This window comes from Pseudomonas sp. P65(2024), from assembly GCF_057480955.1.
In genome coordinates this window covers 1-16,338 of the sequence record NZ_JBLIYX010000012.1, presented here as the reverse complement: position 1 = coordinate 16,338, position 16,338 = coordinate 1, and the positions used below count along the sequence as shown (strand labels likewise).

Genomic DNA, 16,338 nt, shown 5'->3' with positions numbered 1-16,338 from the left:
CGGGCGGCGCCTGGACTGACGCAGCTGTCGCTAGTTGGAAGTTTAGTTAATCTCTTGATCGTATTGCGGCGCAACCCCGTTCCTACACGATAGTCGCTGTTATATGAGTCCCTGTCGGAGCGGGCTTACCCCGCGAAAGGACCGGAATAACCAATATATAATTAACTGCCAAATAAATAACTTCGCATTTCTGCTCTTGCTCTTGCTCTTGCTTCTAAGCGCGCGATAGTCCAGGCGCCGCCAATTGCGACTTCAGGAGGCCGAGCGGAGTTCTTGCGTAGTGGGGCGACGGCCATGGATGGCCGTCGAGCGCTGCGGCCCAGGATGGGCCGTACAGCGCGGTACCCACGGGAGCAAGAACGGAGCGAGGGTACCCCGGAGCGAAGCGCAGGGGCCGGATGAATGGAGCCAAAAATCCAAAACAATCATCCCCGAACCCGAACCCGAACCCACCACCTATACTCCAACTCCCAAAAACAACAGCAAGGAGCCCCCCATGCCCCAGGAAAACCAAGGCACCTGCCTATGCCAAGCCACCAAACTGACCGTCAAGGTCGATAACAACCACGTCAGCGCCTGCCACTGCAGCATGTGCCGCAAATGGACCGGCGGCCCACTGCTGGCCGTCCATTGCGCCGAACCCCCGCAGTTCGAAGGCTCAACCCCGAGCGTCTATGATTCCTCCCCCTGGGCCCAGCGCGGCTTCTGCGGCCAGTGCGGCACGCACCTGTTCTACCGCCTGAAAGAGAGCAACCTCTATGTCGTACCAGTCGGCCTGCTCGACGGTAAGGCAAACTGGACCTTCACCGAGCAGATCTTCATCGACGAAAAGCCCGCCTGGTACTGCTTCAAGAACGAAACCAAGGACCTCACCGGCCAACAGATCTTCGAACAGTTCGCCCCGTCCTGAGCCGACCCGCCTTGCCAAACCCACGCATTCCTGAGAAAAGGGCGCCCACCAAAACCGTCTCGAGGAACCTGCCATGAGCAGTGAGTTGCAAGTCATCGATCTACAGGAAGGCGACGGCAAGGCCGTGGTCAAGGGCGCGCTGATCACCACCCAGTACCGCGGCACCCTGGCCGATGGCAGCGAGTTCGATTCGTCCTGGTCGCGCGGCAAGCCGTTCCAGTGCGTGATCGGCACCGGCCGGGTGATCAAGGGCTGGGATCAAGGCTTGATGGGCATGCGCGTGGGCGGCAAGCGCAAGCTGCTGGTCCCGGCGCACCTGGGCTATGGCGAGCGCTCGGTCGGTTCGATTCCACCGAATTCGGACCTCACCTTCGAGATCGAGCTGCTGGAAGTGCTGACCCGGGAAGACTGAGATGCGGCCTTCGGTATGGTCAATGCGCTTCTACCCTTTGAACAAATGGCAGAAAATCGAGGTCATCCAGCCCATCAATGTGCGCCATGCAAAGAAACCGGATCATGAAAACCTGGCGCCGCGATGCTGATTGTTTGATTTGGGAAATTTCCCACTTGAACATCAGACGTCAATTGGTGCCTTGAGAGGCATGCCCGGAGCTATCGTCCCAAGCTCATTTGGATCGTTGTCCAGAGCCTTACGGAGGAGATGCTCCGCATGCCACAGAGTGAGAGCCCCCAATGTACGAGGATCCTGTTCAGATCGCCCTGTCGCTGTTCATAGGCTTTGCCATTGATCGCTGGTTGAGGTCACCCCGGCTGCGTACCTGGCTTGGCGTGAGTCTTCTCAGTATGGGGGGCTCGGTATGCTGTTCTTGCACCGTGAAACGCTCACTGGTGTTGATGTGGTGCTGTGGAAGTCTTTCGCTATCGTGCTGGGTGTATGCCTGATTGTATTCAGAGACCGCTACAAGGATGCGACGTGACGTTGCTCTCCCAACGCTTTGACTCAAGCCTTTGGGGCTCACCGGTCCTGCGATAGACCGAAACTGTGCTGACCCGCGACGATTGAGCCACGAGCAATAATTCAGCAACACACATGCATTAACGTGGCCTTTGTCGATGGAACGGCCTGTGCGCCCAGGGAGGAACCAAACGGGTCGAGGGCACTCTGACCCTCACTCGCTGCCACGGATGGCATTCACAACAGGGACGGCCCGCCGCCAAGGCTGCGGGACCATGTGGCGGGGCAACCCAGTACCCTGGCCACAAGAGTCCGCCCCAGATGAAGCTGCCCACCTTCCTTCGCCGTCGTCGTCACCTGTTGTTGAGCCTGACGCTCGCCGCTGCGGCCGTGCCATTGGCCTTGGCCGTGGTCGAGAGCCGTGCGCAACCCGTGGATGGCACCCAGACGCTGGTCTTCCTGCGCCATGCCGAGAAGCCCGGCGAGGGATTGGGACAGCTGAACTGCCAGGGGCTCAATCGCGCCCTGGATCTCGCCACCTTGTTGCCCGAGCGCTTCGGCAAGGCTGATTACGTATTCGCCGCCAACCCTTCGCGGGGGGTCGAAGAAGGTAGCCAGGATGAGCGCTACAGCTATATCCGCCCGTTGATGACCATCAGTCCCAGCGCCATTCGCCTCGGCTTGCCGGTGAACATCGACTATGGCGCAAACGACACCGACGATCTGGCTGACGAATTGCTCAGTAGCAAGTACCGCAATGCCACGGTCTACACCGCCTGGTCCCGCGGTTACCTCCCGGAATTGATCAACACCGTGGCCGGCAAGGCCCTGGGGGAGGAGCGGGTGCTCACCGAAGACTGGCATCGCGACGACTTCGATACCTTGTACGTGCTCACGCTGACCTGGCGCGAGGGCAAGGCTACCCTGCTCAGCCGTAGCGTGCGTCAGGGGCTCGATCACGGTGAGCCTGGCTGTCCGACCTGACCTGCTGTTACTGTCTGGCCATAAGGCCTGGACGGGAATGGACGCATGAACCAGCGGGTGACAGTGATCGGCGGCGGGGTGGTCGGCCTGGCGACGGCTTATGCGCTGGTGCGCGACGGTTGGCAGGTCGACCTGGTCGAAGCCCGTGACAGCCTGGCCAGCGCCACCAGCTTCGCCAACGGTGGACAGCTTTCGTATCGTTATGTGGCGCCTCTGGCCGATGCCGGAGTACCGTGGCAGGCGCTTGGCTGGTTGTTGCAGGGGGACTCGCCATTGCGCCTTCGGTTGCGTCTGGACCCTGCGCAGTGGCGTTGGCTGGCGGCTTTCGTCATGGCGTGCCGCACCTCCGTCAATCGCCGTAATGCTGCTCAGTTGCTGAGCCTGGCGCTCGAAAGCCAGGCGGCGTTACAGCGCTGGCGCGAGCAGGACGGCCTTGATGATTTCGCCTGGCGGCGCAACGGCAAGCTGGTTGCATTTCGTACCCAGCGTGCATTCGACCGTGGGCGCCAACACCTGCTTGATCCCCACAGCCAGCGAACACTGGATGCCGCCGAACTGCGCGAGCTCGACCCGGCGCTTTGCGAGGCACCGTTCGTTGGCGGCGTGTTCACCCCGGACGAAGAGGTCGCCGATTGCCACCGTTTCTGCCTGCGCCTGGCCGAGCGCCTGGAGGCATCCGGGCAATGCCGGTTGCTGTTGGGGCGGCCGGTGACACGGCTGATTGCGCACGATGATCAGGTGCTGGCCCTTGAGATGGGCAATGAACAGCTGGACGTGCAGCGCCTGGTGCTCAGCGCCGGGCACCGTAGCGCCGGCCTGGCTTTGCCGGGCTTGAATTTGCCGGTCTATCCCTTGAAAGGCTATAGCCTGACCGCGCCGGTCGGCGCCGCGCATCGGGCACCCGAGGTAAGTATCACCGACTACGAATGCAAGATCGTCTATGCCCGGCTGGAGGATCAGCTGCGTGTGGCGGCTATGGTGGACATCGTCGGTTACGACGAGTCGGTGGATGCCGGCAGGCTCGCGAGCATGCGGAGGCTGGCCTGGGAAACCTTGCCCGAGGCCGCCGACTACGGGCAGGCAGTGGAATGGGCGGGTATGCGGCCGGCGACGCCGACCGGGGTGCCGATCATTGGTGCCACACGGTATCGCAACCTGTGGCTGAACCTGGGGCATGGTGCACTGGGGTTCACCTTGGCGTGTGGCAGTGGCGAGCGGCTGGCGAGGCTGTTGCGCTGACCTTGTTGGCCTCATCGCGGGGCAAGTCGGGTCGCCGCATCGCCGCTCCCACGGGTTGCTTTTGACGCCAGGGGAGTGGGCTTGCCCTGCGACGGGCGCTACTGGTCAATCAGCGACCGAAACGCATCGGCCAGCCCACCACCTTCTTCGCCCGCGGCGTGGCGTAGGTGCGCACCTTGGAGGTGCTCAACCCCAGCCTCACCAGCGATTCGGCAATGGTCACCGCAGCGCTCACGCCGTCCACCACCGGCACCCCGGTGCGCTGGCGGATCTGCTCGTCGAGCCCGGCCATGCCGCCGCAACCCAGGCAGATCACTTCGGCCTTGTCCTCGCGCACAGCCCGTTCGGCCTGCTCGACGATGGCTTCCACCGCACGCCGTGGGTCGCTTTCCAGCTCCAGCACCGCCAGTCCGCTGGCGCGCACCGAGGCGCAGCGCTCGTACAGCCCGGACAGTTTCAGGCGGTCCTCGATCAACGGCACGGTGCGGTCCAGGGTGGTCACCACCGAGTAGGCGTGACCCAGGTACATGGCGGTGCTGGCGGCGGCATCGGTGATGTCCACCACCGGCACGTCCAGCAGTTCCTGTAGGCCTTCCCGGCCATGCTCGCCATAGCCGGCCTGGATCACGGCATCGAAGGGCTGGTCGTAGGCCAGCACCCGGTCCATCACCGCGATGGCGGCCAGGTAGCTCTCGAAGTTGCCCTCCACCGACTCGGCGCCGAACCACGGGGTCAGGCCGACGATCTCGGTACCGGGCGCGGCCACGCTGCGCGCTTGCTCGGCAATGGCTTCGGTGATGGCTTCGGTGGTGTTGACGTTGGCGATCAGAATACGCATGACGGATCTCCCTGAAATTCAGTGGCTGCTGTGGTCGACGGCGATGCATTCGCCGCTGACATCGAGGTATTGGCGGTGGCGTGGCGCAATCAGCAGGTAGACGGCGGCGGCGATACCGGCACCGATCAGCCAGGAGAACGGCGCGATACCGTGGAAGTTGGGTACCAGGGCCAGGATGATCGCCAGCAGCGCGGCCGGGATAAACGCGGCCACGGCGCGCAGGTTGATGCCGCGGGTGTAGTGGTAGGCGCCGGCGGGACTCTCGCTGTACAGCTCGGGCACGTTGATACGGCCCTTACGCAGCAGCCAGTAGTCGGCCATGATCACGCCGTACAACGGGCCGAGCAGGGCGCCCAGGCCGGAGAGGAAGTACACGATCACCAGCGGGCTGTTGTACAGGTTCCACGGCAGGATCAGCACCGCCAGGGTGGCGCTGATCAGCCCGGCGCGGCGGAAGTTCAGGTGGCGCGGCGCCAGGTTGCTGAGCACGAAGGCCGGGGCGACGAAGTTGGCCATGATGTTCACCGCCACGGTGACGATCAGGAACGCCAGGCAGCCCAGCACCAGGAACGCGGTGTTGGGGATGCTGGCGACGATTTGCGTCGGGCTGTCGATGACCTGGCCGTTGATCTGGAACTGCGCGCCGCACAGCACCACGGTGATCGCCGCGAACACCAGGATGTTCACCGGCAGGCCCCAGAAGTTGCCGACGCGGATGGTTTTACGGCACGGCGAGGAGCGGGCGAAGTCGCAGAAGTTGAGCACCAGGGTGCCGTAGATCGCCAGCCACAGCGCGCCGCCGGCGAAGATGTTGCGCCACATCTCGTAGCCGCTCAGGGGCTCGGCGACCGACCAGGCGATGCGCGCATCGGCCTTGAAGTACATGAACACCGCCAGGCTCGCCACGGTCAGCAGGATCACCGGGCCGGCGAAGGCCTCGTAGCGGCGCACCATCTCCATGCCGTAGGCGAGGATCACCAACTGCACCAGCCAGATCGCCACGAAGCACACCCAGCCCAGGCTCGACAGACCGAGGATGCTGTCGTGGTCATAGGCGGCCACCTGCGGCCACACGGCGGTCAACAGCACCCGCAGCACCACCGAGGCCAGGTAGGTCTGGATGCCGAACCAGGCGATGGCGATCACCGCGCGGATCAGCGCCGGGATCTGCGCGCCATGGATGCCGAAGGCGATGCGGCTGATCACCGGGAACGGCACGCCGGTCTTCTGCCCCATGTAACCGGACAGGTTCATGAAGAAGTACACCAGCGCCGCGCCGATCGCCAGTGACAGCAGGATCTGCCAGCCGCCCAGGCCCAGGGCGAACAGCCCCATGGCGAAGGAGTAGTTGGCGATGTTGTGCACGTCGTTGGTCCACAGCGCGAAGATGCTGTAGCCGCCCCAGCGGCGGCCGGCCAGTTTGGTCGGGGCGAGGTCGCGGTTGTGCAGGCGAGGGCTCAGCTCGAGATCGGCCGGGTGGCCTTCGAGGGTCGTGGTCGAGGGATGGGGGCTGGCAACGGAAAGTTCAGGGGCAAGGGGGAGGCTGCTACTCATTCCGGTGGCTCCTGATGCGTGTGACTGCGATGAGCGGGCGCTGGCGCACGGGCTCGCCATCTCGTCGGTGCAGGCGTTGGCATCACTGGGTTCTGGGCGCAACGGTCGCCGACGGGGCGACGCTGCGGGTTCTTGTGTATTTATGTTTCGTAAAACTTGTATACAAAACACAAGCACACAAAAGCCAGTTCCATGCCAGCGATCAATACGCTTTCAGGCGGCTACTATTTTGAATCTATCTATTTGAAAGTTAAGTAGATGAAATATTGGAACTATAAGTTGACCAAGTGAACAGGTTATATTTTTCACACAACCAATTAGCTGATCGTTTAGTCAAATTTAGTTAAACGAAGTGTGTAACCTAATGGGGCGTTACCCGTGGAGAGTGCACACAAAAATGGCACTTATGGTGACATTTTTGTGTACAAGTTTTTTCTCGGGTACTTGGCCTCATGCCATCGGCGGCAACCGCCGCTTCACCGGCGTCTTCTTGATGATCGCCGTATTGGTCTCGGCCAGCACGTTGAGGCGATCGAGCAGCGTGTCCAGCTGCTCCATCGAGCGCACATGCAGGCGGGCAATGAAACAATCATCGCCGGTAACCTTGTCGCATTCGGTGAACTCGGGAATGGCGATGATTTGCCGTTCCACCTCCTGCAACTGCCCCGGCAACGGGCGAATGCGCACGATGGCCTGCAACTGGTAGCCGAAACAGCGCGGGTCAACCTCCACCGTATAGCCGCGCAGCACGCCGCGCTCCTCCAGGCGGCGCAGACGCTCGCTGACGCTGGGCGCCGACAGGCCGCTGATCTGCGCCAAGGCCTTGAGCGAGCGGCGCGAGTCTTCCATCAGGGCGTTGATCAGCAACTGGTCGATGGTATCGGTCATGGCAGCCTCGTTAGGTGATTTTCAATAAATGCCTTGATAGTAAAGGCGAGAGCGCCGATATGCCTTGGATATCCGCTGGAAGGTCGCCCTCGACCCTCCGCATACTGTGCCCATCGTCGACAGGAGGTGTGAGATGGACAATTCGCTGCGCCGTGGTTCGCTGGAAATGATCGCCGCCATGCTGATCTCCGGGACCATTGGCTGGTTCGTGCTGGTGTCCGGGCAGCCGGTGCTGGAGGTGGTGTTCTGGCGCTGCGTGTTCGGCGCCGGCACCTTGCTGCTGATCTGCGCGGCCATGGGCTTTCTCAAACCGGGCGTGCTGACCCGCGTCACCTTCCTGCTGGCGGTGGCCAGCGGGGTGGCGATCGTCGGCAACTGGGTACTGCTGTTCGCCTCCTACTCGCGGGCATCGATCGCCATCGGCACCGCGGTGTACAACGTCCAGCCGTTCATGCTGGTGGGGCTGGCGGCGCTGTTCCTGGGCGAGAAGATCACCGTGGCCAAGCTGACCTGGCTGAGCGTGGCGTTCCTCGGCATGCTGGCTATCGTCAGCGCTCACGGCGCGGGGCAGGCCAGTGGTGGCGAGTACCTGCAGGGCATCGCCCTGGCACTGGGTGCGGCGTTTCTGTATGCCGTGGCGGCGCTGATCATCAAGCGCCTGGCCGGCACGCCGCCGCACCTCATTGCCTTGATCCAGGTGAGCACCGGCGTCCTGCTGCTGGCGCCCTGGGTGCAACTGGGCGGGCTGCCGGGTGAACTGCCGGCGCTTGGCAGCCTGGTCACGTTGGGCATCTTGCATACGGGCTTGATGTACGTGCTGCTGTACAGCGCCATCCAGCGCCTGCCAACGGCGTTGACCGGAGCGCTGTCGTTCATCTACCCGATCGCCGCGATCCTGGTCGACTGGCTGGCCTTCGACCATCGCCTGGCAGCGTTGCAGTGGTTGGGAGTCGGGCTGATTCTGCTCGCTGCTGCCGGCATGCAGCAGGGGTGGTGGTTCCGGCCTGCCGGCAAGCCTGCGCGACAACAGTAAAGCAATGACGGGCGGCTTCCCGGCGTAGAGAACTTATCCGGCAATACAGGGGGAGGGTGGCTTATTGATGGCACTGCTGTCCTTTAGGCTCTGTACGAAAAGAGATGTCGCAAACACCGCATGGAACAAGCCAGTGAGACCATGGCGGCATAGCTTTTCGCGAGCTTGTCGAAGCGTGTCACGATGCGGCGATTCTCTTTCAGCCAGCCAAACATGCGCTCGATGATGTTGCGCTGTCGGTATTTGGGCCGATCAAACAGTCTGGGTAGGCCAGGCTTGGGTTTGCGCTTCATTGAGCGCATCGGGATGACGGGTTGCATTCGGTACTGGTCGCAGTAACGGCGCAGCGCTTCGGCGTCGTAGCCCTTATCGGCGAGCAACCATTTGCAGCGCTTACGCGGGCGACCACGTTGGCTCGATGGAATGCTGACGTCGTCCAGCAGTGGTTGCGCGTAGCTGATGTCACTGGCTTGACCGCCAGAGAGAAGGAAGCGCAACGGTGTCCCGTTGGCGTCGCAGAGCATGTGGATTTTGGTTGTCAGGCCACCGCGACTGCGGCCTAGGTTCTGTATGAAAACCTTTGAAACCTCACCGGAGTCTCTGGAGGCCTGATTTTCCGTAGAGTTCTCGCTTTTTAGGCGAAGGATTCTGCCATGTCCAAGCGATACGAACTTTCCGACGCAGAATGGGAAGTAGTCGCGGATCTCTTTACCGCACATCGACGTACAGGACGCCCAAGAGTTGACGATCGCTTGATGCTCAACGGCGTGTTGTGGGTGCTGTGCTCAGGTGCAACCTGGCGGGACATGCCTGAACGATTCGGGCCGTGGTCGACGGTCTATCAACGATTTCGAGACTGGCGAAACCAAGGAACCTTCAACAAAATGCTCAAGCGGTTACACCTCAAACTCAATGCACAGGGCCAGATTGACTTGACCACCTGGTGCATCGACTCAACCGCCGTGAGGGCCACCCGAGCCTCTGCCGGAGCAGGCAAAAAAGGGGGGCTGAAGAACCAAAGGACCACGCACTTGGACGAAGCCGGGGCGGGTTGACGACGAAAATTCACATGGTCAGTGACGCCCGTGGCATCCCACTCCACTTCACGCTCTCTGGTGGTAATGCCAGCGACATCTCCCATGCTCAGCGCCTGCTGGACGGTGTCCACATCCCTTCGAATCGAGGTAGGCCACGCAAGCGCTGCCGCTGGCTCCTGGCCGACAAAGGCTATGACGCAGAATCCTTGCGGCAATACTGCGACCGCTATCAGATACAGCCGGTGATTCCGCTGCGTGACATGAAACGCAAGCCGAAGCCGGGCTTGCCGCGGCTATTTGACAAGCCCAAGTATCGGCAGCGGAACGCTATCGAACGGCTATTTGGTTGGTTGAAGGAGCACCGCCGCCTGGGTACACGCTATTGCAAGCTAGCGGAAAGCTTCGCTGCGATGCTCACGCTGGCTTGCTGGCGGCGGTGTTTACGACATTACTTTTCGTACACTGCCTAGCGATGCCTTGAAGAATGCGTTGTTCAACACCTTGGCGGCGGCCAGTTTCAACGCAGTGGGTGATTACACCAAAGGCGTGGTTGCCGATGGCTCGGCGCCGAAGGTTGCGATTCACGCGATGGTGGGCGGGTTGCTGGCTAAGGCCTCCGGTGGGGACTTCAAAACTGGTGCGTTGGCGGCAGGTGCGAATGAAGCGCTGGTGGCGCATCTGGACTCCTTGGTCAAAGGCAACGACAACCTGCTGACCATGAGTTCGCAGATCGTTGGAGTATTGGCGGCGGCGAGCCAGAAAGATACTGATGCGGCCCAGATGGAGAAAGGGGCTTGGGTTGCCAAGAATGCTACGCAGTACAACTACCTTCTTCACAGGGAAGTGAAGGAGATGCTTTCGGAGGTCGATAGCAAGACAACCGAAGCGGAGAAAAATGAAGTTCGTGCGCGTTATGCCCAACTAGACGAGATGAGGAATCAGGAGCTGGCATCAGTTTGCCAGGCTGCTCCACAAGCATGTGATGCCCTTTCAAATCGTTTGATTGCGGATGAGCCCAAGCTCCGTGAGTTGGCCAAGTCACTTTCTGCTCAAGGCCATTTCAAGGAAGCTGCTACGATTGCGGCAATCATTATCAACAATAACACCACTGCTGGTATGACGATTGCCACGGAGCTGGCTGCACAGCGGGATGGGAATGAGTCCTCGTTTTTGACCGCAGCAGCTGGTACATTGTTGGGGGCAACGCTGGGGGGGATGAGGCCGGCTGTTTCTGGCGGTGCAAAGGTAACTGGGAATGCTGTAGTTCCTCGACAAGGAAGTGTTTCTTTCGAGAGCGGAAAGACATTTGAGAGTCTGAGTGCTTCGGAGCAACAAGGACTGAAAGCTATTTAGAACCTTGGTTACGATGTTCATATCCCCTTGGAGGCGAGTAAGAAAGGCATATCTGGCCTACCTACTGCTGAATTCAACGTTCAGGGACTAGGAAAGGTTGATGTTTATGCGCCGAATAGTCTGAATCCCAAGACTATTTCTCGGGAAATTGAGAAGAAGGTTGTTCAGGGGCAAGCTAGCTCAGTGGTGGTTGTTGTTCCTGAGAGCTTTAGCAAAGTGGATATGTATAAGTCTGCTGCGGCTGCTTTTGGGAAAAGCAAAGGCGGGCAGTCAATTCCTTTGAGTCAAGTGATTTTCTCGCGGGGCGAGAAAACTATTCAGCTAGATAGGCAGGCTATTAATAGCTTGTTAGGGAGATAAAAATGGCTAAGTTTCTATGTCGATGCTCTCATGTCATTAGCTTGGTTAGCTCTCCTGTTTCAGAGGAGTTCACTCTCGTTCCAAATAAGTTGTTGTATGAATTGGCGGAGCGAGCTGATAAAGGAAGAATTCCTTTTGATGAGTTTTTTGATCGTATAGATGTAGTTGGAAAGGATGTTATTACTTGTCCTGCATGCGGTAGAGTTTGGATAAGAAAGGATGAAGGGGCAGGATATTGGCCCTATCTTGAAGAAAAGGAATAGCATTCCATCCGGGACAGACGGAAAAGGAGACGGAAAAGGGGACAGATCTATTTTTCCTACTCTAATTCCGGCTCCTGGCAGCGAAGGGAGCTAGCTGTCATGTAGATGGGCCGAAATTAGAGTAGGGGAAATAAATCTGTCCCCATTTTTTTTTCGAATTGCAGTGGCGTACTTAAGGATGTGGATGTAATCACTGGGAGAAAACACTGATGATTATAAAAAAACTGCGTTGACTGAAGAGTTTGGTAAATGGGCTTTTCGAGGTTTGCCGTACTCTGGAGCAGCATTGGAGTTTAGGGGAGGAGAGCTCACGTGGGGTGGTTTGTATGTCAATGGATGTTGCACAGGTGTTTATCGCAGCGAATTTATTTCAGAGGAGGGGGGCGGAATTGAATCAGAGCGTGATTACACAGGCGAGCAGTTTTTTTGGGGTGATGAAATTTATAATGGATTTGCTTATGAGTTTGTTGGCGATATTTGTGTCAGCGAGCGGCTGTTTGAGTACGGTTGGGTTATTGCAGAGGTTACGTATTATTCAGGGGGGCAGCTTCGTTCCCTTGAAACTGGTGGGGATATCATACAAAAATATGAGTGGTATGAGAGTGGCGATCTAATAGATGTAACGCTGTATGAGCGCGATTATTTTATGATGTCTTTAGGTTTCTCAAAGGGTAGATTGCAGCGCTTAACGTTGATGGGGGATTACTTTGGGAGGGTGTCTACGATTATTAAGTCAATAAAATTCCCTGTGTTGAGAGAGATGAAGGAACTCTCGGCGCTTGTATGCGGGTCGCGGTTATCGCTAAGTGGGGATGGTGTTGATGAATCAGCTATTAAGTATTTGTTAAGTGGTAAAAATTTAATCTATGTAAATGAGTTGTATGTGGATCGAATCTCCGATTCGCCTGAGACTTTGGCGCGCTTGAGAACCCTCGATCATTTGAAAGAGTTGAAAGTCTCTGAAGATGAGGGTAGGCGTGACTTTTGGCGCAAGTGGTGTGCGGAATTTAAGGCGCTTCACACGGAATGTGATGTGTACTTTAATAATCGGATTGTTGGTTTGGGAGCTTGATGGACGGTCTGTTCTGTTCGTAGAACTGCCTTCCATATCGATCTGCAAGTCGAGTCGTTTCGGGTAGTCGATAGTGGCGTGTGGCACTCAATACCCAGTGGCATGCGGTTTCAAGGGAGATTCGGTGGCCGATTGAAACGAACACAGGTTTTACATGTTTTTGAGTCCTGAGCGCGGCCCCGATTAGTTCGTCGCCGTCGAACAGGCCTGATTGGCATCCCCTTTCATCAAGGGGAGGTGCGTACTCACCAATGAAGCGACTTTTTCCGCATCCAATAGTGGGAATGTCATAAAGTACCCCCAAATGCGATGCCAATCCAAACCGACGAGGGTGAGCTATACCTTGCCCGTCGCAGATGATCAAGTCAGGTCGGTGGGTTATAGTTGATAAGAGCTTTATGATAGAAGGCAGCTCTCTAAACGAAAAAAGACCAGGCACATAGGGGAACGAAGTCGTATCCGACCATGCATGCTCTTCGATGATTTCCAGGCTTTCTGCGTCAACCACAACAATGGAGGCAATGAGTGTATCGTTTTCTTTGTGGTAGGCGACATCAATGCCTGCGATACTAGAGATAGGCCCAAGCTGATCTTGCTTGACTACAAGTTTAGATAGTCGTATCTGTAGATCTATGGCCTCGCTTGGTGTTATATCCCAAGGGTGTTGTATGACTGGCTGCATGTGGAGTGTTCTCGCTAAATCAAGCGGGTGAGGTTGTCGTCAACGAATCGTCAGATTATGCCATTTAAGAGCCAAATGACCAGCTGATTTTACTATTGATCTTGGGCGTGAAAAAGTATGAAAGTGGCTGAAAATTGGACAGGTCTATTTTTTCTACTGTAGGTTTGGTTCCTGTGGGGCGAAGGGATCGAGGAGTCATGCAGGGTAGGCCGAAATTAGAGTATAGAAAAATTTGTACCCTTGTCAGTTCCGTCTCGTTCAATGTTTATATTAGAATCCAGGGTGGTTGGTTGAATATTTCGTCCGGTCGTCTGGCTCAGTATATAGGGTGGCAGTGATGGCGAATGGTTTATTCGTTCCAGTGAATAAGATTCCTGAGCTAAAAATGCTTAAAGTAAGGCTGAGGAAAGAACTGTCTAGTCTGGGGTATGTGACGCAGAGAATAACCGTTGGTGTAACTTTGGTGGATAGTGATTGTTTGTTGGATAATATGATTTACATCATGGATCATGAGGGTGACGCGTGCTGTTGGTTGACCTTCATGAGCGCGGATGATTCTTTGCTAGAGGTGAGTGAGAATGGAGTGCCATTTATTGCTCATGTTTCGGGAGGGACTGGACGGGGGAGGCGTCTCGCTTTAGCTGTTTCCTATGGTGTATCTGTCGAAGGGCAAGGAGAGTGTGTTTATGATGACGGTCGCCTGTATTTGGGGGGAGGAGCAGGTTCTAGTTCTATAGAGGGGCTCAAGAAATTATTGGTGGAGCTGACATGATTAGGTGTCTGCTAAAAACGAAAAGGGGGGCAGGTCTACTTTTTCTAATCTAATTTAAAGAAGAATGGCAGAAAAAGGGGACAGATCTATTTTCCCTACTCTAATTCCAGCTCCTGGCGGCGAAGGGATCTAGCTGTCATGTAGGTAGGCCGAGATTAGAGTAGGGGAAATAAATCTGTCCCCTTTTTGGGTACTAATATTTAGTGCTTCAAGTGTTGTCGCCAGGTTAACTCGTTGTTCTCTCTTGGGCGTCAGTTGGCGTGTTTTCGCTAAGAATCTAGCAAGATTAATCCGGGGTTTATTTAGGATAATTCCTAAATTATAAGCTCGCAGACAGGCTTCAGGGGTGCGCCAGGAAAGCTCTCCTTCACGTGATTCAGATCATTTTTCCCGGTCGATGTTCAGTGCCCAGCTTGCGAGGATGCTGCGACCATGAGGCAAAGGGTAAAAATTTATTATCACTGCTCTAATCTCGACCTACCCGCAGACGACTAGATCCCTTCGCGGATCAGGTCGCCATCACCAAGGAACTGGAGCGGTGCGACAGTTCAGCGAAAAAAAGTGTCAGCTCTGGAGCTAGGAAGTAGGAAGGAAGAGGCATGCCAGATAATTTTAAGCTGTTATAACGTAATATTTGATAACTCGAAAATGCTCCTGGTACGACAATGTCATCAATGAGCAAAATTTTTTGCACCTTTGAACCCAGGCTTTTCAAGGTGTTCGACGTTAGAGTTGCAGCGCCTATGAGATCAAGCGCCGCAAGGCCGCTCATACATCTATTTCGGGCCAGTCAATCCTGTGCCATTACAGGGCCCGCCTTGTGGGTACCACGCGGTTTCAGCGTGGGCACCACTGGCGCCTCATCTGTCTCAAGCCATGCACCAAGGCGGGCAACCATGGCCTGACAGGTTCGGCACGTTGCAACAATGCAGAAGCGGCCTTGCGTTGCGCGGGCGGCGCTTGATGTCATAGTCGCTGCAAAGCATTCGGCGGACACCTGGCGGCCCTCACTCGATCAATAGCCCTAGCGCCCAAAGACCTTGAAAGGGATGGGCTTGAAGGTGCAACAAAAAACTCACGAATCTTTATTCAGGGGGCGAGTGGTGCGACGAAATAGATCCAAGGCGGTCCGCTTGTGGTAACAAAAATGCGCGAGCAAATAGGCTACCAAGACATTGAGCATCACCACCGCGAGACTTCTGAGGGACGCTTCGGTAATTGGCATTTTTTGGTTGAAATGCAAAGCCAACGAATTTGTCAGAAAAATCAATGCACACACAGTGATGATTCGTCGGTACTTGTGCGCCACTAATGCAGGTAAAATCACTGCAATGCACAAGCATCCCCAAAGGCCATTTAAAATGGCCAGCGAATCAAAAATCATAAGATGCCTTTCATGCGCCATTATCAGATTACCCAAGCCCCTGTGCCAGTTTTTCAAGGCTCACAGAGACTTGGGGCAGGGTGCACGCGGTAGCTCATGGTGTGCTGTGTTGGGTTGATCAATCAAGCCCGAATAATGTCACAACTCGCGAGGCTAAAAATAGGCCGAGTAATGCAATGGTTGGGACAACAAACATGAGTAACCACTTGCCCTCGATGTTGATGTTGAACTTGATAGAGAGGATGTTGGTCGCGATTTTTACCGTAAGGGCTAAAAAAAGAGTTATAAGTAAGGTCAGTGCGATCAGCATGTTTTTCTCGTTGGTCCGATGTTGGCTAGCTATTCCCTGCACGCCGCTACTCGATCTGCCAGTACAGCGTCTAAAACGAGATCGCTACCTCTTCGGTAACGATCTCTCTATCACCGACTTCTAGGCGCCGCTACTCAAGCGCCCAGAGTTCCCCCCGATCACCCCTACTCCATACCAAACGCCCGCGCCGCCAATAGTGCCTGCCACGCTCGCCGCTGGCCCTAAAATGGCCCCGGCCAGCGCCCCACCTCCAACGGCGGCAGCGAATTCGGTCGCACTGAATTTTCCGCCGCCGGTTACGGAACCGACGTAAGCTGCGCCACCGTATACGCCACCTACAATGGCGCCAGGAACACCGAAACCACCACCAGCCGCTTCAGCTTCTTCAATTGTTATCTCTCGCATTCTAACTTCCTTAGTAGAGTTGAGTAAGGGTTTGCCGAATAAATTCTCCAATGTCTCGCTAGCAATCCAGGATAAAGGCTTCTCTAGTTTAACAGTTATGTCGATTTGCACCTGTCATGGTCTGGGCGAGACAGTGTAAGATTTCGAGGTGTTTGGGATTTTCAGATGAAAGTCTCTTGCAGGCAACCCCTACAAATGTAGGGTGGGATTTCAACTGTAGATCTACATGCCGTACAAGATTTGAATCGCCCCTGGTTTCCTAGACACTCTCCAAGCTCAGGAAATAGCGTTTCTCATACTCTACTGGAGACAGCTGCATAGCACTGCTGTGTCGACGC

Annotated in this window: 16 protein-coding genes and 2 pseudogenes; 10 read left to right on the top strand and 8 right to left on the bottom strand. The window is 56.5% G+C overall.

Annotated features, from left to right (window positions below; translation table 11 throughout):
• Positions 1-496 precede the first annotated feature (496 nt).
• The 4 genes from AC25MA_RS16750 to AC25MA_RS16735 all read left to right on the top strand — a co-directional run bounded on the left by AC25MA_RS16750 (position 497) and on the right by AC25MA_RS16735 (position 4,049).
• Positions 497-910, top strand: coding sequence for a GFA family protein (locus tag AC25MA_RS16750; RefSeq protein ID WP_028692806.1), 414 nt, complete (start codon positions 497-499; stop codon positions 908-910).
• A gap of 73 nt (positions 911-983) precedes the next feature.
• On the top strand, positions 984-1,322 hold the full coding sequence (locus AC25MA_RS16745; RefSeq protein WP_028692807.1) for an FKBP-type peptidyl-prolyl cis-trans isomerase: 339 nt from the start codon (positions 984-986) through the stop codon (positions 1,320-1,322).
• 825 nt (positions 1,323-2,147) lie between these two features.
• Positions 2,148-2,810, top strand: coding sequence for a hypothetical protein (locus tag AC25MA_RS16740; RefSeq protein ID WP_062360707.1), 663 nt, complete (start codon positions 2,148-2,150; stop codon positions 2,808-2,810).
• Positions 2,811-2,855: 45 nt separating this feature from the next.
• Positions 2,856-4,049 (top strand): D-amino acid dehydrogenase, encoded by a 1,194-nt coding sequence (locus AC25MA_RS16735; protein WP_241411746.1) that lies wholly within the window; start codon positions 2,856-2,858, stop codon positions 4,047-4,049.
• A gap of 109 nt (positions 4,050-4,158) precedes the next feature.
• Here the strand turns inward: AC25MA_RS16735 and AC25MA_RS16730 are convergent, their stop codons facing one another.
• The 3 genes from AC25MA_RS16730 to AC25MA_RS16720 form a co-directional block, all read right to left on the bottom strand.
• On the bottom strand, positions 4,159-4,887 hold the full coding sequence (locus tag AC25MA_RS16730) for an aspartate/glutamate racemase family protein (RefSeq protein ID WP_028692810.1): 729 nt from the start codon (positions 4,885-4,887) through the stop codon (positions 4,159-4,161).
• 18 nt (positions 4,888-4,905) lie between these two features.
• Positions 4,906-6,441 (bottom strand): NCS1 family nucleobase:cation symporter-1, encoded by a 1,536-nt coding sequence (locus AC25MA_RS16725; RefSeq protein WP_062360711.1) that lies wholly within the window; start codon positions 6,439-6,441, stop codon positions 4,906-4,908.
• A gap of 450 nt (positions 6,442-6,891) precedes the next feature.
• Positions 6,892-7,329, bottom strand: a complete 438-nt coding sequence (locus AC25MA_RS16720; RefSeq protein WP_062360713.1) for an Lrp/AsnC family transcriptional regulator — start codon at positions 7,327-7,329, stop codon at positions 6,892-6,894.
• A 133-nt stretch (positions 7,330-7,462) separates the two neighbouring features.
• Between AC25MA_RS16720 and AC25MA_RS16715 the strand changes: the two genes are divergently transcribed.
• Positions 7,463-8,362, top strand: a complete 900-nt coding sequence (locus AC25MA_RS16715) for a DMT family transporter (protein ID WP_069016751.1) — start codon at positions 7,463-7,465, stop codon at positions 8,360-8,362.
• Positions 8,363-8,445: 83 nt separating this feature from the next.
• Here the strand turns inward: AC25MA_RS16715 and AC25MA_RS16710 are convergent.
• A pseudogene (locus AC25MA_RS16710) lies at positions 8,446-8,925 on the bottom strand (IS5 family transposase); the annotation flags it as partial.
• 90 nt (positions 8,926-9,015) lie between these two features.
• Here AC25MA_RS16710 and AC25MA_RS16705 point away from each other — a divergent pair.
• From AC25MA_RS16705 to AC25MA_RS16690, 4 genes and pseudogenes are all read left to right on the top strand, one after another.
• Positions 9,016-9,869 (top strand): IS5 family transposase gene (locus tag AC25MA_RS16705; protein ID WP_486972227.1). Its coding sequence is split into 2 segments (ribosomal slippage): positions 9,016-9,357 and positions 9,360-9,869, totalling 852 coding nucleotides; the frame shifts between segments, so codons are not numbered across the junction.
• Positions 9,868-10,251: pseudogene (locus AC25MA_RS16700) on the top strand (DUF637 domain-containing protein); the annotation flags it as partial. The gene AC25MA_RS16705 and the pseudogene AC25MA_RS16700, both read left to right, overlap by 2 nt.
• An 863-nt stretch (positions 10,252-11,114) precedes the next feature.
• A complete protein-coding gene (locus AC25MA_RS16695; RefSeq protein ID WP_155721676.1) occupies positions 11,115-11,375 on the top strand; it encodes a hypothetical protein in 261 nt (86 codons plus the stop codon).
• Positions 11,376-11,604: 229 nt separating this feature from the next.
• Positions 11,605-12,447 carry a hypothetical protein gene (locus AC25MA_RS16690; RefSeq protein WP_258800335.1) on the top strand — a complete coding sequence of 281 codons (843 nt, stop codon included), beginning with the start codon at positions 11,605-11,607 and terminating at the stop codon, positions 12,445-12,447.
• On the opposite strand, the gene nfi is transcribed toward AC25MA_RS16690, so the two are convergent.
• The gene (nfi, locus tag AC25MA_RS16685) at positions 12,416-13,129 is read right to left on the bottom strand and encodes a deoxyribonuclease V (RefSeq protein WP_486972226.1); all 714 of its coding nucleotides are present in this window, start codon (positions 13,127-13,129) and stop codon (positions 12,416-12,418) included. The genes AC25MA_RS16690 and nfi overlap by 32 nt on opposite strands.
• 337 nt (positions 13,130-13,466) lie before the next feature.
• Between nfi and AC25MA_RS16680 the strand changes: the two genes are divergently transcribed.
• Entirely contained in the window at positions 13,467-13,901 is a 435-nt protein-coding gene (locus AC25MA_RS16680) for a hypothetical protein (RefSeq protein WP_486972225.1), read from the top strand.
• A 508-nt stretch (positions 13,902-14,409) separates the two neighbouring features.
• Here the strand turns inward: AC25MA_RS16680 and AC25MA_RS16675 are convergent.
• From AC25MA_RS16675 to AC25MA_RS16665, 3 genes are all read right to left on the bottom strand, one after another.
• The gene (locus AC25MA_RS16675) at positions 14,410-14,673 is read right to left on the bottom strand and encodes a hypothetical protein (protein ID WP_207853196.1); all 264 of its coding nucleotides are present in this window, start codon (positions 14,671-14,673) and stop codon (positions 14,410-14,412) included.
• A 303-nt stretch (positions 14,674-14,976) separates the two neighbouring features.
• Positions 14,977-15,285, bottom strand: a complete 309-nt coding sequence (locus tag AC25MA_RS16670; RefSeq protein ID WP_486972224.1) for a hypothetical protein — start codon at positions 15,283-15,285, stop codon at positions 14,977-14,979.
• Positions 15,286-15,403: 118 nt separating this feature from the next.
• The gene (locus AC25MA_RS16665; protein ID WP_207853192.1) at positions 15,404-15,595 is read right to left on the bottom strand and encodes a hypothetical protein; all 192 of its coding nucleotides are present in this window, start codon (positions 15,593-15,595) and stop codon (positions 15,404-15,406) included.
• Between the last annotated feature and the right edge of the window lie 743 nt (positions 15,596-16,338).

Coding starts and splice junctions, on each gene's coding strand:
- AC25MA_RS16750 (WP_028692806.1), top strand. CDS start 497: ATGCCCCAGGAAAACCAAGGCACCTGCCTATGCCAAGCCACCAAACTG.
- AC25MA_RS16745 (WP_028692807.1), top strand. CDS start 984: ATGAGCAGTGAGTTGCAAGTCATCGATCTACAGGAAGGCGACGGCAAG.
- AC25MA_RS16740 (WP_062360707.1), top strand. CDS start 2,148: ATGAAGCTGCCCACCTTCCTTCGCCGTCGTCGTCACCTGTTGTTGAGC.
- AC25MA_RS16735 (WP_241411746.1), top strand. CDS start 2,856: ATGAACCAGCGGGTGACAGTGATCGGCGGCGGGGTGGTCGGCCTGGCG.
- AC25MA_RS16730 (WP_028692810.1), bottom strand. CDS start 4,887: ATGCGTATTCTGATCGCCAACGTCAACACCACCGAAGCCATCACCGAA.
- AC25MA_RS16725 (WP_062360711.1), bottom strand. CDS start 6,441: ATGAGTAGCAGCCTCCCCCTTGCCCCTGAACTTTCCGTTGCCAGCCCC.
- AC25MA_RS16720 (WP_062360713.1), bottom strand. CDS start 7,329: ATGACCGATACCATCGACCAGTTGCTGATCAACGCCCTGATGGAAGAC.
- AC25MA_RS16715 (WP_069016751.1), top strand. CDS start 7,463: ATGGACAATTCGCTGCGCCGTGGTTCGCTGGAAATGATCGCCGCCATG.
- AC25MA_RS16695 (WP_155721676.1), top strand. CDS start 11,115: ATGGCTAAGTTTCTATGTCGATGCTCTCATGTCATTAGCTTGGTTAGC.
- nfi (WP_486972226.1), bottom strand. CDS start 13,129: ATGCAGCCAGTCATACAACACCCTTGGGATATAACACCAAGCGAGGCC.
- AC25MA_RS16680 (WP_486972225.1), top strand. CDS start 13,467: ATGGCGAATGGTTTATTCGTTCCAGTGAATAAGATTCCTGAGCTAAAA.
- AC25MA_RS16675 (WP_207853196.1), bottom strand. CDS start 14,673: ATGAGCGGCCTTGCGGCGCTTGATCTCATAGGCGCTGCAACTCTAACG.
- AC25MA_RS16670 (WP_486972224.1), bottom strand. CDS start 15,285: ATGATTTTTGATTCGCTGGCCATTTTAAATGGCCTTTGGGGATGCTTG.
- AC25MA_RS16665 (WP_207853192.1), bottom strand. CDS start 15,595: ATGCTGATCGCACTGACCTTACTTATAACTCTTTTTTTAGCCCTTACG.